Annotated in this window: 16 protein-coding genes; 11 read left to right on the top strand and 5 right to left on the bottom strand. The window is 58.0% G+C overall.

Annotated elements, in window-relative coordinates; translation table 11 throughout:
- Positions 1-52: 52 nt before the first annotated feature.
- The 6 genes from F6S87_RS07750 to F6S87_RS07725 all read left to right on the top strand — a co-directional run bounded on the left by F6S87_RS07750 (position 53) and on the right by F6S87_RS07725 (position 9,528).
- Complete coding sequence (locus F6S87_RS07750; protein WP_163228159.1) at positions 53-1,924, top strand: glycosyltransferase family protein; 1,872 nt, start codon at positions 53-55, stop codon at positions 1,922-1,924.
- Between the two features lie 227 nt (positions 1,925-2,151).
- Positions 2,152-3,216 (top strand): glycosyltransferase, encoded by a 1,065-nt coding sequence (locus F6S87_RS07745; RefSeq protein ID WP_163228093.1) that lies wholly within the window; start codon positions 2,152-2,154, stop codon positions 3,214-3,216.
- 227 nt (positions 3,217-3,443) lie between these two features.
- Positions 3,444-4,235, top strand: a complete 792-nt coding sequence (locus F6S87_RS07740; protein WP_163228158.1) for an ABC transporter permease — start codon at positions 3,444-3,446, stop codon at positions 4,233-4,235.
- Between the two features lie 47 nt (positions 4,236-4,282).
- Entirely contained in the window at positions 4,283-5,656 is a 1,374-nt protein-coding gene (locus tag F6S87_RS07735; protein ID WP_163228092.1) for an ABC transporter ATP-binding protein, read from the top strand.
- Between the two features lie 230 nt (positions 5,657-5,886).
- Positions 5,887-7,458, top strand: coding sequence for a GH25 family lysozyme (locus F6S87_RS07730; RefSeq protein WP_163228091.1), 1,572 nt, complete (start codon positions 5,887-5,889; stop codon positions 7,456-7,458).
- A 294-nt stretch (positions 7,459-7,752) separates the two neighbouring features.
- A complete protein-coding gene (locus F6S87_RS07725) occupies positions 7,753-9,528 on the top strand; it encodes a GH25 family lysozyme (protein WP_231129458.1) in 1,776 nt (591 codons plus the stop codon).
- A 41-nt stretch (positions 9,529-9,569) separates the two neighbouring features.
- On the opposite strand, the gene F6S87_RS07720 is transcribed toward F6S87_RS07725, so the two are convergent.
- The 3 genes from F6S87_RS07720 to F6S87_RS07710 all read right to left on the bottom strand — a co-directional run bounded on the left by F6S87_RS07720 (position 9,570) and on the right by F6S87_RS07710 (position 11,564).
- A complete protein-coding gene (locus F6S87_RS07720; RefSeq protein WP_163228089.1) occupies positions 9,570-10,718 on the bottom strand; it encodes an ATP-binding protein in 1,149 nt (382 codons plus the stop codon).
- Between the two features lie 223 nt (positions 10,719-10,941).
- Positions 10,942-11,214, bottom strand: a complete 273-nt coding sequence (locus F6S87_RS07715; protein ID WP_196779171.1) for a DUF2442 domain-containing protein — start codon at positions 11,212-11,214, stop codon at positions 10,942-10,944.
- A 65-nt stretch (positions 11,215-11,279) separates the two neighbouring features.
- Positions 11,280-11,564, bottom strand: coding sequence for a hypothetical protein (locus F6S87_RS07710; protein WP_163228087.1), 285 nt, complete (start codon positions 11,562-11,564; stop codon positions 11,280-11,282).
- A gap of 184 nt (positions 11,565-11,748) precedes the next feature.
- Between F6S87_RS07710 and F6S87_RS07705 the strand changes: the two genes are divergently transcribed.
- The 3 genes from F6S87_RS07705 to F6S87_RS07695 all read left to right on the top strand — a co-directional run bounded on the left by F6S87_RS07705 (position 11,749) and on the right by F6S87_RS07695 (position 17,934).
- Positions 11,749-13,119, top strand: a complete 1,371-nt coding sequence (locus F6S87_RS07705; protein WP_163228086.1) for a polysaccharide pyruvyl transferase family protein — start codon at positions 11,749-11,751, stop codon at positions 13,117-13,119.
- A gap of 170 nt (positions 13,120-13,289) precedes the next feature.
- A complete protein-coding gene (locus F6S87_RS07700) occupies positions 13,290-15,443 on the top strand; it encodes a glycosyltransferase (RefSeq protein ID WP_163228085.1) in 2,154 nt (717 codons plus the stop codon).
- 307 nt (positions 15,444-15,750) lie between these two features.
- Positions 15,751-17,934 (top strand): glycosyltransferase, encoded by a 2,184-nt coding sequence (locus F6S87_RS07695; protein ID WP_163228084.1) that lies wholly within the window; start codon positions 15,751-15,753, stop codon positions 17,932-17,934.
- Positions 17,935-17,997: 63 nt separating this feature from the next.
- Here the strand turns inward: F6S87_RS07695 and F6S87_RS08895 are convergent, their stop codons facing one another.
- Complete coding sequence (locus F6S87_RS08895) at positions 17,998-21,030, bottom strand: sulfatase-like hydrolase/transferase (RefSeq protein ID WP_163228083.1); 3,033 nt, start codon at positions 21,028-21,030, stop codon at positions 17,998-18,000.
- A gap of 380 nt (positions 21,031-21,410) precedes the next feature.
- Here F6S87_RS08895 and F6S87_RS07685 point away from each other — a divergent pair, with 380 nt between their 5' ends.
- Complete coding sequence (locus tag F6S87_RS07685; protein ID WP_163228082.1) at positions 21,411-22,409, top strand: glycosyltransferase; 999 nt, start codon at positions 21,411-21,413, stop codon at positions 22,407-22,409.
- Positions 22,410-22,414: 5 nt separating this feature from the next.
- Here F6S87_RS07685 and F6S87_RS08795 read toward each other — a convergent pair whose 3' ends face one another.
- Positions 22,415-23,512, bottom strand: a complete 1,098-nt coding sequence (locus F6S87_RS08795) for a glycosyltransferase (RefSeq protein ID WP_331270780.1) — start codon at positions 23,510-23,512, stop codon at positions 22,415-22,417.
- A gap of 221 nt (positions 23,513-23,733) precedes the next feature.
- Between F6S87_RS08795 and glf the strand changes: the two genes are divergently transcribed.
- Positions 23,734-24,915, top strand: coding sequence for a UDP-galactopyranose mutase (gene glf / locus F6S87_RS07670; protein WP_163228081.1), 1,182 nt, complete (start codon positions 23,734-23,736; stop codon positions 24,913-24,915).
- The last annotated feature ends 504 nt before the right edge of the window (positions 24,916-25,419 follow it).

The raw sequence follows: 25,419 nt of genomic DNA, 5'->3' as shown, positions 1-25,419 counted from the left end.
TCAAATCAAACTGTTCGATTATCCGTTCTCAAGTGTTGACGAGGTCTTGACTATGCCTTCAATAAAGTTCGCGAATATCCTGCTGGAGACCAATCCGCGGTCCGTCAGCTATCCGTCGCTGTACGTTGCGTCTGACCAGCCGGTCGTTTATGACGAGGAACTTGGCCATGGCGTTCTCTTTGCGAAGGGCGAATACGATTTTACGACCTACTTCAATTCGTTGTCGGTCATGAAACTGCAGGAATATACGTCAATGACTGGTTGCTCGCTGCATCTGGAGCTCAAAGGGGCTGCCTGCGATATCCAGCAGACGATGGGCGATGCATTTGCCGCCCATCCTATTCCGGTGGGCGATGTTCATCATTTGGACGCTTCCGTAGATACATGGCAGTCTTTTGATCTACCTCTGACTGTCACTGACGACATGGTGGTTGTCGGCTTCCGCATTGTCACCGATGGCCGTGTAGAGATGCGTGACAGCTACTACACCCTTGAACTGCACGATGAGCCGCGCAATGATGTCGAACTTGTGCTGTCAACGACGACATTCAAGAAGGAAAGCTTCATCATCAACAACATCAATTTGGTGAAGAAGTACATTCTGGACTCCAATGACGAGATCGCCAAGCATTTCAACATGTATGTCGTAGATAACGGCCGCACGCTTGATGTCGATGCGCTGAATTCCGAACATATCAAGATTATTCCGAATGACAACGTTGGTGGCGCGGGTGGCTTTACCCGGGGCATGATCATGGCAATGGAACAGAAGCCGAAAGCCACGAACATCCTGCTCATGGACGATGACGTGGCTGTTTCGCCGGAGTCGATCAAGCGCACCTATAACTTGCTGTGCATCCTTACACCGGAGCACCGTGACGCGATGATCTCCGGCGCCATGTTGAACTATGAAATCGGTGAGGATCAGTGGGAGGACACTGGTTTCATGACGCCGGAAGGCACTTTCGCTCCGGCCAAGCCCTCGCTTCGTCTGACCAAGTTCGAGGACATCATCTACAACGAAATGTTCCGCCCCGGCAAGGTCATCAAGTATCGCTATGCAGCCTGGTGGTATTGCTGTATCCCGATTGATGTTATCGAGAAGAACGGATTGCCGTTGCCGTTCTTCGTCCGCTGCGATGATGCTGAATACGGCGTGCGCTGCGGTACCGAGTTCATTACGATGAACAGTCTGTGCGTTTGGCACATGAGTTTCCACGAACGTTATAATGCTGCTGTCGAGCGTTATCAGACTACTCGTAATACGATGATCGCCCAGGCGACGACCGGTTTTGCCCCCCAGTCCGACTTCATGGGTGAGCTGGAGAATAATATCCGCCTTGAGCTCAAGAAGTTTGGTTACGACAATGCCGAACTGTGTCTGGATGCATTCGAAGACTTCCTTAAGGGACCGAGCTTTTTCTCGAAGCCGGGCAGGGCTGAGGAAACGTTTATGGCCGCCAACCGCAACAAGGAACAACTTGTGAGTTTCGAGGAGCTGCAGAAGCAGGCGGATGCCGATCCGGAGCTCAGTGGTTTCAACATCAAGCACATTGACCGTCAACTCATCGACGGTGACAAGCCACGTTCCTTGCCGCAGCGTCTGGCAGATCTTGTCACTGATAATGGGCAGCGCCTTGTCAAGACGCCAGGCGAAGGCTATGCCGTCATCCCGGTGCTCGGTTGGGTTTATCCTGCTGGTGTCATTCGCGGCAAGGACAAGCTTGTAGTTATTGACTGGTACAACCGCAAGGGCGCCATTCGCACAAAGGACATCAAGCGTTACGAACAGATCAAAAAACGCTATGCTCGCGATCTGAAGTATTACAAGCAGCACGGTGATCGCCTGCGTCGCGAGTATGCTGAGTCCCGTCCAGAACTAACTTCGGTGAAGTTCTGGAAGAAGTATTTGAAGATGGACTGATATCCGTTCACTCCATACTAGTGTGAAGAGAAATCGGCGATTCTGCCGGGTCGTAACGCCCTACGACCCCGCGAAATCGCCGCATGTCAAGAAGAAGAACATCATCTGTCCGGCGGTCCGCAGCTCATGGTCAACACCGGACTGGCGGTGGCGTTTGTCTGGGCTGAGAAGCAGCATAGCCTTTCTCCTGGGCTCACGCATCAAGGCGAAAGATAGAGAACACCATTATGCCGAACACTCCCACGACGGCGGTACTCATCCCCTGTCTCAACGAAGAGCAGACCATTCGTAAGGTTGTTACCGATTTTCGTCGAGAGCTGCCAGATGCGGTCATCTACGTGTATGACAACAGAAGTACGGATAGCACATCGGCCGAGGCTAAAGCTGCAGGTGCGATTGTGCGATATTCGCCGGAGCGAGGCAAGGGCAATGTGTTGCGTCGCATGCTGAGGGATATTGACGCCGATCGTTATGTTCTGGTTGATGGCGATGATACCTATCCGGCCGAGGACGTCCATCAGTTGCTTGACACTCTTGACGATGGCTGGGACATGGTTGTCGGTGATCGTCTTTCTTCCACTTACTTCACGGAAAACAAGCGACCATTCCATAACTCTGGCAATCGTCTGGTACGCTTCGCTATCAACAAAGCGTTCCATGCCGAAATTCGCGATGTCATGAGTGGTTACCGTGCCTTCAACCGACTTTTTGCCAAGTCATATTCGGTATTGTCCGATGGGTTTGAGATCGAAACCGAGATGACTATTCACGCTCTTGACAACAAGATGCGTGTGACCGAGGTGCCGGTACAGTATCGTGATCGTCCAGATGGCTCGGAGAGTAAGTTGAACACGTTCTCCGACGGTTTCAAGGTCCTTGGTCTCATTTTCCGCCTTATTTATGTTAATCGCCCGTTACCATTCTTTGGTACTCTCGCCGTCATTATTGGTGGCGTTGGCTTGGGATTGGCAATATGGGTGTGTGTGTTGTTTTGGAAGACCGGCGAAGTGACCAGATTCCCGACGCTGATTGGTGCCACCATGCTCATGCTGTTCGGTATCATTTCCTTGTTCACGGGCTTGATTCTGGAGGTTGTTGCGCGTAAGGATCGTGCCCGGTTCATGTTCGATGCCAATATCTTCGTGGCATCGGTGAACGGTGATTATGGGGTTACCGGTACACCTCATCTGGCAGATACTCCGACGGCAACAGAAGGTAGTTACACAACAGGTGGAGAAACCGAACTTCGATCAGGCTCCTTCTCTGCTGAAACGTCCGACAGCCTCGATTAACGTTGCTGCGACTCCAAGTGGACACTAGACCGTTTCTATCGTGACGTCGACTGCGCGGATTGAATAAAAATTCTGCAAGTAGGGGCTGGGACGGCACGAGGGGAGACGGTGTGGTTAGAATTGGATGCTCGAATACTGCGTGACCGTGAATCAATTAGAACGTTGAGGACACATTAGTGAATACGAAAACCATTGCACAGCATCTTCATGAACGGTATGGCTATGCCATGACTGTGCTGAAAGGCCTTGTCAAGACTGATTTCAAGATGCGTTACCAGGGGTCATTCCTTGGTGTAGCGTGGTCGGTACTTAAGCCGCTGTTGCTGTTCGTCGTCATGTACATCGTCTTCGCGCGATTCCTGCGTATGACCGATGGTACGTCTAGCTATCCGGTTGTACTGTTGCTTGGTATCTCGTCTTGGCAGTTCTGTACGGAGACGATTGGTATCGGGCTGAGAGCCATTGTCGATCGTGGCGACTTACTCAGGAAGGTGCACTTCCCGAATTACATCGTTGTTGTCTCGGCGTCTATCGGGTCGCTGATCTCGCTCGGTATTAACTTCCTTGTTGTGTTGGTCTTCGCGATCTGTCTGCGAGTCCAGTTCACGTGGCGTGTACTATGGCTGCCACTCAACGTTCTCGAACTCTATGTCGCGTCGCTGGCAGTGGCATTGATCTTTTCGACAATGTATGCCTATTTTCGCGACATCTCACACATTTGGGAAGTTCTTCAGCAGATTATTTTCTACTGCATGCCTATCATCTACCCTTTGTCTTATGTGACCAATAAGGGTGGCGTCTATGCTGAGCTGGCGCGTCTCGAACTGCTGAATCCGTTCGCCCAGACTATTCAGGATATCAGGCATAACCTGATTGCGCCGGAAACCCAGCCGACCATATGGAACTCGTTCGGCTCCTGGTGGGTGAAGCCTATCCCGATTATTATTACGCTGCTCCTGTTTTGGCTTGGTGTCTATGTCTTCCGCAAGAACAGCCGCAAGTTCGCCGAGGTCATGTGAGTTCCTTGAGGGAGCACGGGAAACACCTGTAGGGAGAAGCATTCATTATGAGTACTGAAGCAAATACGGACATCACGAAGCTCGATGTTGTCAATATCGACAACTACAAGGAACGACCGGTTGTTCTCAAGGCTGATCATGTCGAAAAATGGTTTAAGCTGCCTACTGAGCAGGCTACTGGTCTCAAGCAGGCGTTCATCAACTGGACGAAGGGCATCAAGGGTTACGAGGAACAACGTGTGTTGCGCGATGTGTCCTTCGAAGTCCATCAGGGGGAGTTCTTCGGCATTGTTGGCCGTAATGGCGGAGGAAAGTCGACGCTGCTCAAGCTGATCTCGCAGATCTACTATCCGAATTCCGGGTCCATCGAGGTGACCGGCAAACTGGTGCCGTTCATCGAACTCGGCGTCGGCTTCAACCCTGAACTGACCGGTCGCGAGAACGTCTACTTGAACGGCGCCCTGCTTGGTTTTACGCACACTCAGGTCGACGCGATGTATGACGACATCGTCGAGTTCGCCGAGCTCGAGGACTTCATGGACCAGAAACTCAAGAACTATTCGTCTGGCATGCAGGTGCGACTCGCATTCTCCGTCGCCATCAAGGCGCAGGGCGACATCCTCGTCCTCGACGAGGTCCTCGCCGTCGGCGACGAGGCGTTCCAGCGCAAGTGCGACGATTATTTCACTGCCGTTCGTAAGGATCCGTCGAAGACCGTCATTTTGGTCACCCACGATATGGGTGCTGTCAAGCGTTATTGCACGCGTGCGATGTTCATTCAGGAAGGCGAAGTTGCTGTCATTGGTGACCCGTCGACCGTTGCGGAGCGGTACTCGTTGGCTAATCTGGAGGTCATGCGTAAGGAAGAGAAGGCACGCGCCAAGCAACTTGAAGAAGATCCGAACACCTATCCGAACGGCCTTAATGCACGATGTCCAGTACTTCGTACTTATGGCGTTTCGCCGCTGTTGCTCAAGAGCTCGGATACGTTCCGTTTTGCTGTCGAATATCAGTATGACGAGCCTGGTGACTTCTACCTTGCTATTGCTATGCATGATCTTCGCCGTGGCGGTATCACCTATGACTCCGGTCCGCGTGTCTTCAAGATGAAGAAACATGGTCATCACACTGTCTATTTCGAGATCCCCCTTAATCTATTTAATAACGGTGAATTCCGTTTGATTACGTCGCTGCGTACTCCATCTCCAGGCAACGAAAAGATGACTGATGCGGTTGCTGTGGCTCTCGATGACAACGCCTGCACGTTCTCCATCCGTGATCCCAGAAATGGTGCATATGCGTTGCTGTCTGATCGCGCTGTCGAGTTCAGCGAGATTACTGAACAGGAAGCTGAGCGAGGTGCTGAAGCTCAAAGGTTGCGGATAGAGGCCGAAGAGAAGATTGGGGGAGACCTCCGCTAGAGTCTTTTCATTTTTCCCTAACGGGGGTATGAACTCATGCTTGCAGCGTGGATTCATCTACTTTGTTAATCCTGTTGGTCTGTCCTCTTTGCAATGTGCAAGGGAGGGAGAAGCACAGGGAATAGGACAAGTTGCGGGAATCGTGCACAGATTCGTCACGAATGGTGGAATTGTGCCGTTATGCTTCGTTACGCTGGATCCTTCACTGCAACGAGAGAAGGGCCTTCGCAATGAGGAGAAGAAGCAACCGTTTCCGGAACCGATTCCGTGCATCCACGATCGCGGCGATCGCGTCGACGTTGGCGCTGTCGCTCGGCGTCGCCGGGCTGCCAATGACAGCGTTCGCCGACGACGCCATGACGATTGCCGATGGTGCCATTACCGGCGGCACGATCGTCGACGGCAGATTCATCGACGACGATCCGGTCGTCGCGTTCGAGGACTACATCGCGTCGAATGTAGATGTGAGCGGCCAGGAAGATCCGCAGCACATGTGGACCAATGCCGAGGACGAACCGCAGGCTCAGGCGTCATCACCGTACTGGACCACCACCAGCGGCAACAAGACATTCGTGGATGGCAATGGCAACACGTTTGCAAGTCCCGCCATGAAAGTCATCGACGTGTCGAAATGGCAGGGAGAAATCGACTGGGCCAAGGTCAAGGCCGCCGGCGTGGATGCCGCGATCATCCGTCTCGGTTACGGCAATGGCACCGAGGACCCCCGCCTAGCCGAAAACATCGCCGGTGCCCAGAAGGTCGGCATGCCGCTCGGCTTCTACTTGTACTCCTACGCCGACACCGCCGCACTGGCCCGGACCGAGGCCGACTGGATTGTCACGCTGCTCAAGAAGTACAACATCACCTCGTGGCGTCTGCCGATCTTCTACGATCTCGAAGAGTGGGGATCGTGGGACGAAACGGACCGAAACGGCAAGGTCATTGCCACGCATTACCAGCCCACCACGGTTGCCGGATGGTCCACCATCATCAACGCCTTCTATGGCCGCATAAACCAGCATGGATATACCAACACGTACCTGTATACCTACCGCGCCATGGCCAATGCGTACTTCGATAACGCGGCAAAGGCAAAGGTGTCCTGGATTGCCGAATACAATCCGACGACGACCTACACGTTCCCGGGCTACTCGGGCGGCCGCGGCTGGCAGTACACCTCCTCCGCAAGCGTGAACGGCATCTCCGGCAACGTTGACATGTCCGCGTTCGACGAGCACATCTTCTGGGATGCCAATTCGCGCTCGACGGCGCACGATAGCTCGATCAAATGGGCGAAGAACAAGGGTGTGACGACCGGATACGCGAACGGCGCGTTCGGGGTGGGTAACACCGTCATCCGCCAGGACATGGCCGCGTTCCTGTACCGCGTGGCCGGATCGCCGTCGTTCACGCCGACGGCCGCGCAGAGGGCCGTCTTCTCCGACGTGAATTCCTCCACGCCGCACGCCAATGCGATCTGGTGGATGGCGAGCAAGGGCATCACCGAGGGCTTTACCGACGGTGGTTACCACCCGACAGCCGTCGTCAACCGCCAGGACATGGCCGCATTCCTCTACCGTATCGCCGGATCGCCGGAGTATACGCCGACGGCCGCGATCAAGGCGAAGTTCAGCGACGTCACCGATTCGACGCCGCATGCCAAGGAGATCTGGTGGTGCGCGTCGGCCGGCATCGCCAACGGCTGGACGTCCGGATCGTCCACCGTCTACCGGCCCACCGCCTCCGTCCAGCGTCAGGACATGGCCGCCTTCCTCGAGCGCGTCTACAACGTCATGCACTAAGTTCGTGCCATCGATGTTGGCTCCCTGAAAGGGAGCTGGCGAGCGTAGCGAGCCTGAGGGTCGACTTACGGAGCGTAGACCATTACGTTTCGCGAGTTGATCCTCAGTCGGCTTCGCCGCCAGCTCCCTTCCAGGGAGCCACAATTGCGTAACAGCCTGTTGTGCCCTGACCGAAACTAGACAGAGTTCCCAGACTTGCCGCTTAGGATGACGGATGACTTGCCGTGGCGTTGCCGGGTCGGGTAAGTGGTTCTTATCAGCTCGTTCCTTGTCTTGTTCGGAAATCAGGTGACCATGACGTCGGATTCGCATAACCAGAAGCATCATCACGCCGGCCGCGACGGCGAACGGACGCGCGGCGCGCAGTCGGCGGGAGCCCCGAGGCGCAGCCGCAAACGGTGGTCGCTCGTCGTCGCGATCGCGGCGCTCGCGGCGGCGGCGCTCGCGGTCGGCTCGCCAATGGCTGCGGGGACGGCGATGGCGGACGAATCGTCCAATACTTCCGTCGACACGATCGACACGAGCGACCAGATCGACCCGAAGCACATGTGGAACACCGACAACGCCATCGGCGCCGGCGCAGGCGAAAGCGCGCCGGTCGACATTCCCGACACGAGCGCCGCCAGCCCGGTCACCGACGGCACGACCGACGAAAGCTCCGCGAGCGCCGCCGGCACCGTCACCGACGTCGCCGCCGACAGCAGCCTCGACGGAAACGATTCTTCCGCCACGACCGGCACGGTCTCCAATGCCGTCGCCACGAATTCCGCCGCGACCGTCCAGCTTGCGTCGACGAGCTCGTCAGTGACGTGGGGCACCGACGGTGACAGCAAGACGTTCACCGAGAGCGACGGCACCGTGTTCGCCGATCCGGCGATGAAGGTCATCGATGTTTCGAAGTGGCAGGGCACGATCGACTGGGCCGCCGTCAAGGCCGCGGGAATCGACGCCGCCATCATCCGCGTCGGTTACTGCAACAACCTCGACTCGACGTTCGTCGAGAATGTCAAGAACGCCGAAGCCGCCGGCGTGCCGTTTGGCATCTACCTCTACTCCTACGCCGACACGACGGCGCTTGCGAAGCTCGAGGCGACGTTCGTCGCCGACGAGCTCGACGAGTATGTCACAAGCCTGCGGCTGCCGATTTTCTACGACATCGAGAACTGGAGCTCGTGGACCGACGACGACGGCGTCGTCCATTCCTACCCCACGTCGGCGTCGGCGTTCCAGTCGATCGTCAGCACGTTCACGAGCACGCTCGCGGCGCGCGGCTACGACAACGTCGAGCTGTACACGTACCTGTCGTTCGCGAACTCCTATCTCAACACGACGTCGCTCGAGTCGAAGATCGGCTGGATTGCCCAGTACAACACGACGCTGTCGTACACATACCCCAACTATGACGGCGGCCGCGGCTGGCAGTACACGAGCTCGGCGACCGTCGACGGCATCAGCGGCAATGTCGACATGTCGGCGTTTGACGAGTACGCGTTCCTCGATGTCAACTCGCGGTCGACGGCACACTACAGCGACATCAAGTGGCTCAGCAGCCAGGGCATCACGACCGGTTTTGCGAACGGGACGTTCGAGCCGTCAGCCAACGTCATCCGGCAGGACATGTCGGCGTTCCTGTACCGTACTGACGGGTCGCCGTCGTACACGGCAAGTTCTTCCGAGCAAGCGACGTATAGCGACGTGAGCTCCTCCACGCCGCACGCCAGCGAGATCTGGTGGACGACGGCGAACGGTATCTCGACCGGCTGGACGGAAAGCGACGGCACGAAGACGTTCCGGCCGACGAATACGGTATTGCGGCAGGACATGGCGGCGTTCCTGTACCGGCTGGCCGGTTCGCCGGCGTACACGCCGACGGCCGCCGACATGGCGACGTTCACCGACGTCACGTCGTCGACGCCGCATGCGAAGGAAATCTGGTGGTGCGCGTCGGTCGGCATCTCGACCGGCTGGACGTCCTCGGACGGCACGGCGACATTCCAGCCGACGAGCACCGTCGTCCGCGCCGACATGGCCGCCTTCCTGCACAGGACGTACGACGTGATGAACGGGTAGTGTCGTCTCCTCCTTGAGACTCTGATGAAGGAATCGTCATGTTACTCCTCCAGATTCCTTCTCATCTGTTCATTGGTGCCATGCTCGCGCAGGTATTCGCGCATGTACGGAATCTTGAAATCCACGAGTCCGTAGCCGGCAGGCTCAATCAAGTCTTCCTTGATCAGTCGAGTGCGGTAAACGTTGGCGTATCCGGTGTCGTGACCAAGGCGGGAGGCGATGTCCGCCGTTTTCGACGGACCATCGTCCTGGCTCATCGCCAGCAGGTAGCTGCGCGCCATGTCGGGTAGTTCGTCGAACGCCGGACCATGCACCATGCTGCCGAGCATCGTCTGCGCTGTCGCGATGCCGCGTTCCGCCTCGTCCATCGTGATGACGGAAGGGCCGTCGCCGCGATCGGCATTCTGCCATGCGTAGTAACCGACCAACTGAATCATGTACGGATAGCCGTTTGTGGCTTCCGCAAGCCGTGTGATGACATTGTCATCGGCCTGCTTGTCGCCGGCGTGAATCGTTTCCGCAAAGGCCTGCTCGATGTCCGTCTGCGCAACGCTGCCGAGATGCTTGCGCAACGATCTTCGCAGGAAGGTGAGAATGTCGTCGTTGATGACTTCCTCGACCATCGCTGGCAGTCCGGCGAACACGAATGCGATGTTGCGATCCTCGCGAATCAGGTGCTGCACCGCTGTCGCCAGCGCGCGCATTTCCGCAATCGACTGCGGCTGGACTTCGTCGAGCGTGACGAGGATGCCACGCTTCTTTTCATTGAGCGAGTCAAGCCGGTCACCGATGGCGTGACGCAGGTCCAACGATGCCTGCGTATCCGCGAATTCGACCTCGCCGAGACCGACAGTCGCCTCCGCGGAGCCGAGGGCGGTGGAAACGCTCGCGGTCGGGAGCTTGATGCTGCTCACCCGGTGTTTCTTGCGATCAAGCGCCTGGATGATGCGATCGATGAAGCCGGCGTCGGCGGTCTCGTCGACGACGACCCACTTGCGCTCGCAGGCAATGTCGCCGATGGCATTGAGCATGACAGTCTTGCCGACACCGCGTGCGCCCGTGAAATACATGAGTCGGGACGGCGCGCCGGGACCGTCGTCAAGGCCGATGGAGAACTCCTCGAGGTCACTTTCACGACCGATGAGAACCGGTGGTGTCTTGCCGGCGGTGGGCTTGAATGGATTGGACATGGGTGGAACTCCTCGACTGGCGGCGTTGCGAAAGATATAACAGATATAACAGATATAACAAATATAAAAAAGTATAAAATCGGGACGATTCAGGATTTTCGCCGTCCCGCCACCCTTCCCGAAATGTCACAAACCCGAGCTCGCAGCTCGGGTTTGTGACGTGAAAACGGCGAACAACCGGGACGCCAATACGCTGATCGCCATGCAGTTATGCCGCCACGAATTAGCGGATCGTGCTGTATTCGTACGAGTGGTCGTACAGGTAGGTCGGCGAAATGTCGACGTCGCCGTTTTCCCACGTCAACACACCGTGGTCAATCTCGAAATTCTCGAAGACATCTTCGTCTTGCAAGGGCCGGAAAGCGGGAGAATCGTACCATTCAGTGGCGTCGACGAGCCGAGTCTCGCCGGTCGAGAAGGTGACCAGCAGGATATGATCGCCGGTCGTGCGTGCGGCCGTCACCTTGATTTCCGGCGTGGGGTTGCTTGCATACATGATTCCGTTAATCTCGATCATCGTTATCTCTCCCGTTCAGGAAAGCGGCATGTGCCATGCAGCAATTACGCCGCGACGGTCTGCTCGCCAGTATCGGTCGTCGAGATATAGGGGCTAGTGGAGGTACCCGAGTTCGTCGACGTATCCGGATTGGCCGGCTGGACGTAGGAGATCAGGTCGGTCTCGAGATCGTCCTTCGATTCGTAGCCGGAATAGTACGGATAGAGAATGATGATGACGGCCGCGCAGACGATGATGGCCAGCAGCCACCAGTTCATCCTCGTGTTGCGTTTGCGTTCCTTCTTGTCCTGAGGGGTATCCTCGTCGCCCCTGAGTTGCTTTTTCATCATGAAATCCTTTACTTCTCCGGCGCCGCTCCTTGCGGCATGTGCACATCCTATCGACCGTTACACAAAGAACAATGCATAATTGCGCGGTGAGCATGGAAGAGCCGTACGCAATTCCCGTGCTGGAATCGTGTTCGTCTCTTTTCGGTAGACTGGAGCGACAAATGCTTGAAGGAGAGTGCCATCGATGAGTTGGAAATCAATGCTACCGGTTTCGAGCCGATCGTTCCATAGCAACGCCGATCAGGTCAAACAACAGCTTGAAGGACTACGCGATAACCAGCAGCGCACCGAAGAGATACTCGATCAGATGCAGCGCGAACTTGTCCGTCTGGGCGATACCATGCCTGATGAGCAACGTCATTGCAAGGTGCACTATCTGATCGCCGAGCCGGGCTTTCCGAATTACGGTGATGAATTGATTGCCGCGGAATGGCTCAAGTATCTTGCACAAATCGACCCGCAGACGCCAGTCGTTGTCGACTGCATGCGACCGGGCCCGTCGGCTGCCATTCTACGTGGACTGCACCCCCACCTGACCGTCACCGACACGATCGCGCGACTCACTATCGAGAATCCGATCGCTAACGGCCGCGTCGACGTCGACGCGCCGGTTGCCGACATCGCGGCCACGATCGTCGCCGCGCTCGAGGACGAAGGCCGCGCGGCGCGGCTCGCCTCCGGCATTCGGCTGCTCAACCGTGACGTCAAGACGATGCACATCCTCGGCGGTGGCTACATGAACTCGCCATGGGCTGCCAACCTCGCGCGGCTAGCGGCGCCACAGTGGGCTGTCGCCCACGGCATTCCGTCGATCGCGACGGGTGCTGGCCTGGTGCCGCTGTCCGATCGTGATCGCCAGTATGTCGCCGATGTTGCCGCGACAATGATTGCTTTCGGCTGTCGCGACGAACGCAGTCTGCAGTCGATCGATCAAGCTGGACTGACCGGCATTGCGAAGCTGATGCCGGACGATTGTTTCGTCAATGCCCTCGACGGCGTCTATGACGAGCGCCGCGGTGCTGGCTTCGACGGCGCTGGAGTGGTCGAAGGTAAGTTACCGCGCACGATGCTGTGCGTGCAGCAGGATTTCGTTGAAGACCATCAGGCGCTCTTCCAGCATGTTCTTGCCGTGCTTGAGGCGTGGCAGGTCGACCGTGAGCATGAAACGCTCGGAGTGGTGGAGTGCATTCCGTACGAATGCATCGAACTCATCAAGTTCCTCGAGGGGAACGGCTATCGCACCGAACTGTTCCCGACGCAGATCATCGTCGAGGACGGTTTTCCGGCGGCGCCGGGCCAGCGTTGGCTGTCGACGCGCTACCATCCGCATCTGCTTGCGTCGGCCGTAGGCGCTGAGGGATGCTACCTATCGGTGAAGCCCGGTTACTACGACGTCAAGCACGTCGCCGTCCTGCGCATGGGCAGCCGCTGGGCCGAGACGATGATTGACGTGCCATCTATCCCGCAGCCGGGCTCCGGCTTCGAGAATCCCGGCATTCGCTTTGACTACCGTGACCAAATCCGCAAGATGGCTGCCGTCGTCTACGGATGGTGAGGTTGTTTCCTGATATGCCTGTGTCGCAATTTTGTTTTTGAAGCGGGGATTGTGACAGCTGCTTGTGCTCATATGCGATATTGCCGATGTTTTTACCAATTGCTTGACGGCTGACTAGCTTCCAGAAGCCGTTGTATTCCTGTTATGAGGTTCGAGCTACACTCGGTCTTATGACCCAGCAGAGAAATCAGAACACTGTACATCGGAGGACAGCGAATGTCCGACATCGCGGCGCCAGCAGCGGAGTAGATGTCAATGCGGCATGGGAAGTCGTCAATCGTGTAGTTTATCCGGTCCGCGACGAAGATCTCACGATGCCGCTCTATGCCATTGAATGGACTCGTCCACATATTCCGGACACGGTGCAGGAGCCGCGCATCGACATGCAGGCGATCGACTTCGGCGCCATGAACAAGACGGCATTCGAACGGCTGGTCAATGAGGGTGTCAATCCAGTTGCCACAACGTCCCAGCATGATGTTTTTTCTGTTGCTGATCGTACGACTTTGACGGTCAAGCCTGGCAAACACGTCTCGCTGTGCACGTTCTTCAATGCATTCCCGGCGGCCTATTGGAAGCGTTGGACGAACATTTCCGGCGTGCGTTTCGTCGCCGAAGTCACCGGTCGCGGCGTCATCTCCCTGTTCCGTTCAACCGGCCGTGGCCTATTCTCACCAGCTGGCACTATTGAAATCGGGAACGATTCTTTCGCTTCCGCCAAGTCTTCTTCCTATGCGGCACCGAAGTTCCAGACTGTCACCATCGACCTCGACATGCACGGTCTCATTGACGGCGGCTACTTCTGGTTCGACGCCAAGGCCGACGATGATTGCGAATTAACTGTCCGCAATGCGGCATGGAACGTGCCAGTTGCCGAGCGCGTGCGTGCCGGTACTGCGAACCCGACGAAACCAACCTCGCTGTCCATCGCCATCACGACGTTCAATCGTGCACCATACGCCCACAACCAGTTGAAGACGATCGCTTCGGAACCGGAACTGCGCAAGCGTCTAGACACCATTTATCTTGTCGATCAGGGTACCGATCTCGTCAAAGACCAGCCCGGATTTGACCACACGGCCAATGAACTCGGACCGCAGCTTACCTATATCCGCCAGGCTAATTTTGGCGGTTCTGGTGGCTTCTCCCGCGGCATGTTTGAGACGCTAGAGGCCCGAAAGTCGTCTTACACGCTGCTGCTCGACGATGATGCCATCTCCGAGCCAGAGGCCATCCTGCGCGCCGTGCAGTTTGCCGACTACTGCAAGAAACCGACGATCGTCGGCGGCGGCATGCTTCACCTCGACAACCGCACTGTGCTGTATACGCAGGGCGAGCGGTTCACGCGGAACAATGTGTGGACTGCTCCAAGTGACGGTCTTGAATACAACCATGATTTCGCGAAGTTTCCGCTTCGTGATTCGCCCGAACGCCACCGTCGCGTCGATTCCGATTTCAATGGCTGGTGGATGTGCCTGATCCCGACCGTGATCATGAAAGACATTGGCTTATCACTACCGGTCTTCATCAAGTTCGACGACACTGAATATGCCATCCGCGCTGCCGAACACGGTTATCATACCGTTTGTCTGCCAGGCGTCGCCGTCTGGCATCAGGCGTGGCACGACAAGGATCCATCACGTACTTGGGAGGAGTACTTCTTCCAACGCAATCGATGGATTTGCGCGTTACTCCACATCGATAAGCCGAGCTGGCGGTTCATCTATGAAATGCTGTACGGTGATGTCAACGTTGGCTTGAAGTTTACTTATTCGGCATTGCCGTTGCGGCATATGGGATTGCGGGACATCATGCGCGGTCCACAGTACATTGTCGATTCGATGCCGAACAAGCTCACCGAAGTGCGTCGTATGCGCAGGGGGTTCGCGGATGCGGAAACTAGGATGAATGTCGATGCCTTCCCCGAACCACGTCGCGAATTCGTGGCCGACAAGACAGCCAAGCCGAGCTCTGCAGTAAAGAAGGAAGGTATTCAGGCCATAGCAAGAGCTCTTGTCTCGCGGGGCAGCGGAAAGCATGACGACCGTCCGGACATTGCCATTCCTGCTCGTGATGCAATCTGGCGATCGTTCGTAGGCGTGAATTCGGCGTTGGTTACGTCGCCTGACGGTAACTCGGTGGCATGGTGTCGTCGCGACAGCGATCTGTTCCGGCGCGAGGTCAAGAGGGGCCTGTTCTTGTCGAAGGAACTGATGAAACGTTGGAATAGGCTCAGCAAGCGGTACCGCGACTATGACATGGCCAGCGTGGACGTCTGGCGGAGGATTTTCGAATCGGATTCCGCGAAGCCGATGACGAAGTAAAGTATGTGTCCAGTGGCACGGCGCTCTCATGGGCGCCGTATTGCCATGTCAATATGTCAGATTCAACCGAGAATGAGGAGAAGAGGTGTGCCAGCTGCAATCCGGGTCAGAGCCGGCAAATGAACAACCGGGTAGGGGACAGGAGAAGGTGGTGCGGCAGCATCGTCACGATCGATGGGGATCACGTCAATCGTCTCGTCAGACGACGACTAGGCGGTGGACGCATCGATGGCTGCCTTGGGCCATTGGCCTCCTCGTCGTTATTCTCGCCGAGACGGCGTTCTTTAACCTGGGATATTGGCGAACAATGAGCCTGACTCCCGCCGTTAATGGCACCGTTACTTATGGCGAGGGTCTGAAGGATCTTGGAAACGGCATATACGAGATTGTCGGCGACGACGATGCGACGGTGACAGTGCCGATTTCTTCGCCTGATGGTGGTCCGGTTGTAGTCAAGACGTTTCGGGTGATGTCCGGCGGCGTCATTGGGGAGACATCAGCCGAACAGGCTAGGCAGAAGCAGGAAGTCTCCTTCGCCATTGAAGTGCCAACCAGCGATTTGACGCAGCTTGATAGCGATAAGAATGCCATGTCCTGGGTCTCGCCATCCGCTAGCGATGGGGCATGGGGCGATTTCTCGCGGACACTGACCTATACGTCAATGCCGAGTACGCAGTATATGTTTTTTGGTCAGACTCGTGGCACCTATCATGCAGATGCTGTTCGGCTGGCTTTTAGCGGCGGAGTGGGTACGCGTGTAAGTTTTGGCGGTCTCGTTGTCAACGCCACCATTCCTTTCCGCATCAGCGCTGTGCGTGTGTTGCTAGAACTGGCTGTTATGCTCTTCCTCATCGCTTTCCGTCCGTCTTCACAGCTGTACCGTCTAAGTTGGCGGGAGCTCAAGGAAGCGGCCACTGGTCGTTTGCGCTGCCTAAGAGGTACCGAAATGGCCGCCATGGTTCTCTTTACAGTGTTGTCTGGCATTGCCATGTTGCTGATGGCACGACGGGGACCCGCGGAAGACGTGTATTTCAACGCAGTATTCAATCATTGGGTTGAGCCTTACCAATACCAGCTGCTGGCCGATTCCCTCATCCATGGGCACACTTGGCTTGATCTCCCCGTAGATGATGCTCTGAAGGCGCTCTCCAATCCCTATGCCTATGCCGACCGATATACGCTAGGCAGCGAAGGTCACGTCTTCTATTTCGATCACGCCTATTATGACGGGCACTATTACAGCTATTTCGGCGTCGTTCCGTGCTTGTTGCTGTTTGTGCCATTCCAACTGATTCTCGGGCGTTCCTTGCCTACGTGCACGGCTATTGGTATCTTCGCCGCTATTGCCATTGTGATGACGACTCTGCTTGTGCGCCGACTGATTCGCGACTACGCGCCCAACACCTCGGTGGGCTTTGTCTGGCTAGCCATGATCGGCGTCAATCTCGGTCTTAATATCACGTACTATTGCTCGCATACGACGTTCTATTCTGTGCCCATAATCTGTTCTATCGCATTAACGATGACAGGGCTCTATTGCTGGCAATGCTCAAAAAAACGAGACGGTTCGGTCAGTCCATGGCTTGTTGCCCTAGGATCGTTGTTTATTGCATTGAATTTTGGGTCACGTCCACAATTCCTCATTGTCTGTGTGCTTGCTTTCCCGCTTTTCTCGCAGCAGATCCTGCGTCATCGCGCGCTGTTTTCAAAGCGTGGTTGGCGTGCCACAGTCGGAGCTTTCGCTCCGTTTATTGTCGCAGTGCTGCCTCTGGCCTACTACAACTACATTCGGTTCGGGTCTTGGTTGAATTTCGGGCAGAACTATAATCTGACCGGTTTTGACATGACCGCTCATACGTTGTCGGTCTACCGGTTGCCATTCCAGCTCTTTACGCAGATGTTCCAGCCGTTTGCCACAAAGAGCAATTTCCCGTTTTTTACCGCTACCAATACCACTCTGGGTGCGCCTAACGAACCTTCGGAAGGTGGCTATTTCGCACTGGTGCCGTTGGCATTATTCGCACTGTTTGCCTGGATTGTGCGCCGCCGACTCTCGCGCATGCATACGTGGTCCTTCGTCTGGATTTCCGTGCTTTGCGGATTTGTGGTGTGTGTCGTAGACAGTTTGCAGTGCGGCACGGCCATGCGATATTACGGTGACTTCGCTTTCCTGATGATTCTCGCCGCCTTGTTCAGCATGCTGGCGTTTGTGCAAGTTCTCGCGTCAGTGAGTGTGGCACGTACAATAGACGCGGAAAGTGATGAACATCGGGGACGGTCGAATTGGACCGGTGTGGCAACGGCTAATAGCGATATCGCTTCAGCCATTGGTTCGTTGCAGCGCGTATCTTTCACCACCACGGTGGTCGTCGTGGAAACAGCTGTCCTTGTTAGTGCTGTTGTGCTAGGCCTCGGCTTCTTCGTCAGCTCCTCGATTGCGGCGAATACCTATTATTCAACGATGAGTTGGTTTGTCGGTATTTGTGGCTAATTCCCTGTACAAAAGAGAGGGCCGGTCGGTAATACACTGATCGGCCCTCTCTCGTAATGTTGATCAACTCCTCGGTAGCGACGTGAAGTCGGTGTCCTCGAGATAATTCTTGCCGACTGTCATGTCATACTGCACCATCTGATAGTCCTTGAGCAGCGCCTTGGCTTCATCCGAAAGCGAGCTCTCGGAGATGGCGTTGCCTTGGGCGTCGAGGATGGTGATAGCGTTGCCCGGTGCCCAGTCCCCATTAGTGGCGGCAATACGCGCCATCGCTGGAATGGCCTCGTGGAGCTGAGTCAGCATGGCGAGGTACGGGGAGACCTTCGCGTTGAGGTGCTCAGCGGCTTGTGCCATGAAGTAGTTCGACGAGGAGTAGACGCCGGTCTGGTTGTTCAACGTCGTCTGCTTTAATGTGGCGTCGTTCGACCAGATGAAGTAGTCAGTTTCATGCAGTGCTACTTCGTTGTTGGAGTCCGCATACGCCGTCGAGTAGATGCCAGGCAAGTGGTCGCCGTAGAAGATGACGGTGACTGGCTTGTCGAGCCTGTTGAGTTCATCGAGGAACTCTTCGGTGGCCTCGTCAGTGTAGTTGACTCCCTTGGTGTAGGTGTCAATCTGCGTTCTCTCGTCGTCGGTCAGATCGGTGGACTGGTCGGCATCGATGAACTGATTGTTGTCATATTGATTAACGTACGGCGTGTGGTTCTGCATGGTGATGAGTTGGACGAACTGATTTTCGTCAGTGCCCTTTACCTCGTCGAGCACATCCTCATAGGCCGCCTCGTCGCTGACGGTGGTAGACCTATCGATCTTGTCCTGATGGGTAACTGGTTCGTCGCTATCGAGCGAATGGAATGCCGAGAATCCGAACTTCTTGTAGTTAGAGATTCGGTTGTAGAAGCTGCCGTAATACGGATGATAGGCTACGGAGCAGCTGTCGCTACCACAGGCATCATTCCACATCTGGTTGAACGTATAGATGCTGTCCAGATTCGGAATCAGCTGCTGGTAGGGTGTAAGCAACGAAGCGTCGAAGTTGGCCATGCTCAGGCCAGTCAACTCCTGGAATTCGATATTGGCCGTGCCGCCACCGTAGCCGCTCGAGAGCATGAGTCCACTGGTAGTCTCTGTCTCCAATTGGTGGATGTATGGCATCGGATCTTCACTGAAGGATATCCCCGGCACGCGATTTGGATCGGAGAACGATTCCGATAGCACGGCGATGACGGTGCTGTCTGTCAGCTCAGTCCCGCGGCTTTCGTTCATCGTGTTGGCAGAATCCTCATACTTGGAGAGGATTTCTTTCATCGCGGATTCACTATAGCCGTCCGGCTCATCCATGGCATTGACTTTCGTCAGGCTCAGGAACGTCGTCAGCGAGCCAGAGCTCGAGGCGTCAAGCTGAGTGTCCCACAGACGCGGAGTATATCCGAATTCGTTCTGGACGAATTTGTATACCGCGGAATTTGGCGTGCCAAGACCGGCGGCATACGTCATAAGCATGGCGACGCTCACGATAACGGCAATAATGCGGAAGAACGTGCCGACAATATTCTTGACGTTACGGATTGGATGCTTCCAAGAGCACCAGATAAAGGTGCGACGCTTGTCAATGAACTGCAGCGCAATGCAGATGATGATGAACACGACGACGAGCAGTATGGCCCTGCTGACCAGAATTTTCTGGCTTTCCGGGACGAAGGAGACTAATTCGCCGCCATTGCCGGCTGATAGGAAGTTGAGGTCGGACGGCAGAATGACTTCGCCGCGCACGCCGATCTTGATCTTGTTGGCCACGGCAAAGATGATCATGATGGTGCCGAATATGGCCGTCGCCACCCAGAACCGGTTGATGATGAACAGGATGACGAGGAAGATCAACGTCAGAGCGATGAAATTCATCCACGCCTTATTGGATGCAATGTCAAGGCGTTCCGAGTTGAAGACCTGACGCATCAGGTTCTTGCCAAGCGACGCGTCATACTGGGCATTGTTGTCGACACTCCACAACTGCATCATGTTCATGCATTCGATGACGACAAATGCTGCGATGGCGTAGAACGCATAGGAGAACTTGATGCGCTTGTCCCAGATGCGGTAGAACCTGGTTTCCTTGAAGGCCCGCCAGCGTCGCCGGACAGGCCCTACTTTCTTCTCCTTGGAGACGTCAGCACGGCGTCCCCTTCGCTTTTGACGCTTCTCGTGAGATGCGTCGTCATGACCGGACAGCTCGGACGGATCGGATGCCGTATGTTTTTCCGGTCCGTCCGTGGCCGCGTCGGCTTGAGCCGGCACCGGGTCATGCGTATTGCTCTCGATAGGATTCATCTCTTCACTCTCATTGCGATTCATCGCGGCTGCTGTTACGGCTTCGTCCTCAGCAGTCGCTTGCGGAAAAGGGAGGTGGTCGCCGCTGGCGGTCTGTCCTTCCTCGATGCCGTTGCCGGAATCATTGGTCGGCTCGATGTCCCCGTCCAGCGCCTTCTCGGCCACCGACGATCGCCCGTGCGGCGGATAGTCGCCGTCCGGCTGGCCGTCGGCCGTGCCGTCCGGAGCGCCGTCCGGCAGGTTCGTCTCCTCGCCGGCGCCGGCGCCGGAGCCCGCGCGGCTGGAACCGTCGTGGCCCTCGTTACCGCTCGCGTAGAACGGCGGCACTTCCAGCCCCGCCGGCGTGTACTGCGGATGGTTGTCCTCGGCGGCCTCGATCTTGTTCGTGCCCTCGCCCTCGCCGTAGATGACGCTGTCGAGTTCCTCGCCGGTCGAGCCGGTGTTGAGGTCGCGGGTGACGCCGAACTCGTCGGCGTTCGGCGGCACGTCGCCGCCCGACATCGCGGCCGTCTCGTCGATCTTCGGCGCATGTTCGCCCTCGTTGGCGGCCTCGACGGTGCGACGGTCGTCGATCAGCTCGGTCTCGACCTGCGCGCCGGTCGCCGGATCGTTATGCTCGCCGGCGTACTCGTTCGGCTGCACGGCGTCGGCGACAGCGTCGAGGTTCTCGACGTCGTTCCTGGACGATTCTTCCTCGACGACCGCCGTGCGCTCGTTCTTCGCGATCGCGTCGTCGAGATCGGCGTCCGGCTGGCCCGCGGCCGCCACGGCGGCCTCGCCGTCGGCGTTCAGCGTGTCCTGCGTGCGCTGCTGCTCCGGCGTCGGCATGTCCTGCGACGCGAGCTCGGGCGTGGGCTCCGCGGAGGAATCGTTCTGCTTGTCGACGCTGTCTGGACTGGAATGTTCGCCACTACGCATGAATTCACTTCTTCCTTCATATAACTCTGGCGAGGCCGGCGGAACCGCGGACGGGGGGCGTCGGCTAGTCAGGTCCGCCGTGCCAAGACAGACGGAAGTCCTGGAAATGTCAATAAAAGACTAATCTAATCAGCGAACGGGACGACAAAACCCTTCTCAGGGCGCAACGGCGGCGCCATTTGCGGCCGCGCGCCGGCGCCGCCGACGGCCGATTGTTTATAATGGCAACCATGCGTTTCCAAGTTACCGCCGTCGTCGTGTCGTACAACCGGCAGGAGCTGCTGGGGGAGTGTCTCGGCGGGCTGCTCGCGCAGACCCGCCGGCCGGACCGGGTCATCGTCGTCGACAACGCGAGCACCGACAACGCCGTCGCCGTCGCCCGCGCCCACGCGCTGCATCCCGAAATCGTCCAGCTGCACCGCAACGTCGGCGGCGCCGGCGGCTTCTGCGCCGGCCTCGCCGAAGCCGTTCGCCCGCTGCTGCTCGACTACACGCCGGAGGGCGCCGACACCGATGACACTCCGCACTACCTGTGGGTGATGGACGACGACACGATTCCCACGCCGGACGCGCTGGCCAGGCTGCTGCACGCCGTCGCCGCCTGCGTAGGCGACACCGAGATGCTGCCGACCGTCCTCGGCTCGAAGGCACTGTGGACCGACGGCCGCGAACACCTGATGAACAAGCCGCGCCCGCGCACGTTCGTGCGCAAGGGTCCGGCGGCCATCGTCGGCGTGCCCGATTCGTACCAGGTGCGCTCGCTGTCGTTCGTCTCCTGCCTGATCAACGCCGGCGCCGTCATCGGCACCAAGCGCCTGCCGCGCGCCGCCTACTTCCTGTGGAACGACGACTTCGAGTTCACGACCGGCCTGCTCAAGCGCGGCCTGGGCTACTACGTGCCGACGAGCGAGGTCGTGCACAAGACGAAGGTCTTCGGTTCCTCCGACGCCGATCCGGGTCCCCGGTTCTACAACGAGGTGCGCAACAAGATCTGGATGGCACGATTCTCCCGCGACATCTTCTTCCCGGTCGAGTTCGCCGAGTTCGTCCTCAAGACCGTCCGCCGCTGGATCCTGACATTCGTCCACGGCTCCGACCGCCGCCAGCTCCTCGACTGCCTGGTCCGCGGCTGGCACGACGGCTGGCGCACCCGCCCCGAATCCAACCTGGAAATCTTCGACGACACCCCCGAAATCGAATCCGCCCTGGAAGCCCTCGCCCGGCGATAGTCGGCCTAGTGCTTCCGCTGCTTCTGCACGCCCTGGTTGCGCCGGGCGACGAGCAGGTGGTAGGCCTTCTCGCGCACCGACGTGGGGACGAGCCGGTAGACGGCCCGCGTGCCGACATTGCGCCAGAACTGCCAGGCGGTCGTGAAGCCCTCGCGGCGGAACTGCCGCTGCAGCCGCCACTCGTCGCGGAACATCTGGCCGCCGCCGCGCCGCTCGAACGCGCCATCGTCGGCGCGGTAGAGCACGAGCGGCTCCGGCACGTTCATGAAGACGGCGCCGCCGACCATCATGCGCGCCCACAGCAGATAGTCCTCGAAGCGTCCGGCGTCCTCGGGGTAGCCGCCGGCGGCGAGCACGGCGGACTTGCGGAACACGACGCTCGGATGGTGCACCGGCGACTGCATCCTCGCGTACCGCCGCAGCTCCTCGCCCTCCGCCGGCAGCAGCCGCACCTGCCCGAGCTTCCTGCGGCCATAGTCGTTGTCGAGCGTGCGCCGCTCGTGCGGTCGCGCCGGGGCATTGGACGATCCGTCCGCCGGAGCGTTGCCGGCCGAATCGTGCGGATCGTTCGAATTCTTGCCGTCGGCGGCACGGTGGCGAGTGTCGATTTCCGTGAACTCCTGGATGGCGCTGCCGAGCACGTCGACGCGGCCGGTGGCGTCCTTGCGCCGGTGCGAGCCGGCCGACGGGCGGTCGGCGAAGTGCACGATCGTCTTCGCGAAGCGCTCCGGCAGCGAGATGTCGTCGGCGTCGGCGCGAGCGACGATGTCGTAGTCGCAGTGCTTCAGTCCCTCGTTGAGCGCGTGCGCCAGTCCGTCGTTGCGCTCGAGCGTGACGACGGTGACCTTCGGCGCGCTGACGGCCGGGTCGGCGATCGAGAACCAGACGTCGATTGTCTGCTGCAACGTGTCGAGGAACCGCTGGACGTCGATCGACACCGGTCCGTCGCGGACGATGACGACCTGGTCCGGCGGCAATGTCTGCTCGATCGTGCCCGATTGCACCGCGCGCTCGAACTGCGCGATGTCGTTGCCCGCGTAGACGCTCATCAGCAGCGAGAATCGCGGTACCCCTTGCCTGTCCAGTACTTCCGTGTCGCTCACGTTCTCCATCGTAAACCCAGCCGTTCTTTTCTCTTGATGTCGCAAAGAGGCGCAGTTTCCGCAAAGATCGTCGGTTTCGTCGCGACTCGTAGTGCCGGACGGCTAGACTGAACAGCAACTATGTGCGGTCGGACGGGCTGTGGGCGCAGGAATCGTTCAATATCGGCAAGACGACCGACGTTCGGCTAGTTTCCGAGAACCAACGAAAGGACACCCGAAAAATGGCAGCTGAAGAGACTCAGTACCCTGATCTCGTCATCGTCGGCGCCGGCCTGTTTGGCCTGACCGTCGCCCAGCAGGCCGTCGAGAAGCTCGGCGTCAACGTCGAGATCATCGACATCCGCGACCACATCGGCGGCAACGCCTACTCCTACATGGATCCGGAAACCGGCGCCGAAATCCACAAGTACGGCGCCCACCTCTTCCACACGTCGAACAAGCGCGTGTGGGACTACGTCAACCGCTTCACGTCGTTCACCGACTACGTCCACCGCGTCTACGCCACGCACGACGGCGAGGTCTACCCGCTGCCGACGAACCTCGGCACGATCAACCAGTTCTTCCGCGCGCACTACACGCCGGCCGAGGCGAAGGCGCTGATCGAGGAGCAGGCGGGCGAGCTCGCCGGCACCGATCCGCAGAACCTCAACGACAAGGGCATCCAGCTGATCGGCCGCCCGCTGTACGAGGCGTTCATCAAGAACTACACCGCCAAGCAGTGGCAGACCGACCCGAGCGAGCTGCCGGCCAGCATCATCAACCGCCTGCCGGTGCGCTACAACTACGACAACCGCTACTTCAAGGACACCTGGGAAGGCCTGCCGACCAACGGCTACACCGCCTGGTTCGAGAAGATGATCGACGATCCGCGCATCCACGTCTCGCTGAACACCGACTTCTTCGACGAGTCGCAGCCGTTCAACAAGAAGGCGCTGCTCGCCGCCGGCGTTCCGGTCGTCTACACCGGCCCGGTCGACCGCTACTTCGACTACGAGCTCGGCGACCTCAAGTGGCGCACTGTCGACTTCAAGGAAGTCCGCTACGACGAGGGCGACCACTTCGGCTGCCCGGTCATGAACTTCTCCGACGCCGACGTCCCGTACACCCGCGCCATCGAGTTCAAGAACTTCAACCCGGAACGCGCCGCCCAGCAGAACCCGGACAAGACCGTCGTCTGGGAAGAGTACTCCCGCTTCGCCACGCGCGACGACGAGCCGTACTACCCGATCAACACCGAGGAAGACAAGGAACTGTACGCGAAGTACGCCGAGCGTGCGGCGGCCGAGCCGAAGGTCGTCTTCGGCGGTCGCCTCGGCACCTACAAGTACTACGACATGCACAACGTCATCGACACGGCCCTGACCGCCTACGAGGAGCAGGTCGAGCCGCTGCTCAAGAAGTGAGAATCTGAACGATTCATGCCGGTCTGACCGGTCGCGAAAGCCGCGGGGCAATCCGCGGCTTTCGCGTACCTGATTCGGCCATGCTCCCTCCTCGGAGGGAGTCGCCGAGCGGCGAAGCCGCGAAGCGGGGGAGTCCTCACGACGCCGCGCAGCGGCGAGTGCGCGCCGGAACCGGACGGAACGTCGCTGCCTTTCTACGCGGCGAACGGCGACGACGCCCCCGAAACGCCGGAGGGAACGGTTTCCGGCCGCCTGCGGGCCGTTTTCGTGCGTCCTGGGGCATGGTTTTTGCCTTGTGCGACACGCCGTACAGGTGTTGGAACGACTGGGATGGCGGCCGTCCGGTTGCGCGGATCGCGGAAGCGGTGTAAATTCTTCTCTTGCTGCCGCACGGCCGCCCCGGAGTGCTTCTCCGGCCGGTTTTGGCCTTGCGCGTGGTGGTGGTTTGAGAACTCAAGAGCGTGTACTGTACTACTTCTTTATAGTCAAATGATTGCCAGTTCG

This window comes from Bifidobacterium choloepi (assembly GCF_010667615.1).
In the GTDB taxonomy this organism is placed as follows: Bacteria; Actinomycetota; Actinomycetes; order Actinomycetales; family Bifidobacteriaceae; genus Bifidobacterium; species Bifidobacterium choloepi.
Note: the sequence above shows the minus strand (reverse complement) of the source record. Positions and strands in the feature narration are given on the sequence as shown.

What these genes read in the sequence shown, in the direction of transcription:
- F6S87_RS07695 (WP_163228084.1), top strand. Translation starts at nt 15,751, where the DNA reads ATGAGCCTGACTCCCGCCGTTAATGGCACCGTTACTTATGGCGAGGGT.
- F6S87_RS07750 (WP_163228159.1), top strand. Translation starts at nt 53, where the DNA reads ATGCCTTCAATAAAGTTCGCGAATATCCTGCTGGAGACCAATCCGCGG.
- F6S87_RS07735 (WP_163228092.1), top strand. Translation starts at nt 4,283, where the DNA reads ATGAGTACTGAAGCAAATACGGACATCACGAAGCTCGATGTTGTCAAT.
- F6S87_RS07710 (WP_163228087.1), bottom strand. Translation starts at nt 11,564, where the DNA reads ATGATGAAAAAGCAACTCAGGGGCGACGAGGATACCCCTCAGGACAAG.
- F6S87_RS07740 (WP_163228158.1), top strand. Translation starts at nt 3,444, where the DNA reads ATGACTGTGCTGAAAGGCCTTGTCAAGACTGATTTCAAGATGCGTTAC.
- glf (WP_163228081.1), top strand. Translation starts at nt 23,734, where the DNA reads ATGGCAGCTGAAGAGACTCAGTACCCTGATCTCGTCATCGTCGGCGCC.
- F6S87_RS07685 (WP_163228082.1), top strand. Translation starts at nt 21,411, where the DNA reads ATGCGTTTCCAAGTTACCGCCGTCGTCGTGTCGTACAACCGGCAGGAG.
- F6S87_RS07730 (WP_163228091.1), top strand. Translation starts at nt 5,887, where the DNA reads ATGAGGAGAAGAAGCAACCGTTTCCGGAACCGATTCCGTGCATCCACG.
- F6S87_RS07745 (WP_163228093.1), top strand. Translation starts at nt 2,152, where the DNA reads ATGCCGAACACTCCCACGACGGCGGTACTCATCCCCTGTCTCAACGAA.
- F6S87_RS07715 (WP_196779171.1), bottom strand. Translation starts at nt 11,214, where the DNA reads ATGTATGCAAGCAACCCCACGCCGGAAATCAAGGTGACGGCCGCACGC.
- F6S87_RS07705 (WP_163228086.1), top strand. Translation starts at nt 11,749, where the DNA reads ATGAGTTGGAAATCAATGCTACCGGTTTCGAGCCGATCGTTCCATAGC.
- F6S87_RS07700 (WP_163228085.1), top strand. Translation starts at nt 13,290, where the DNA reads ATGACCCAGCAGAGAAATCAGAACACTGTACATCGGAGGACAGCGAAT.
- F6S87_RS07725 (WP_231129458.1), top strand. Translation starts at nt 7,753, where the DNA reads ATGACGTCGGATTCGCATAACCAGAAGCATCATCACGCCGGCCGCGAC.
- F6S87_RS07720 (WP_163228089.1), bottom strand. Translation starts at nt 10,718, where the DNA reads ATGTCCAATCCATTCAAGCCCACCGCCGGCAAGACACCACCGGTTCTC.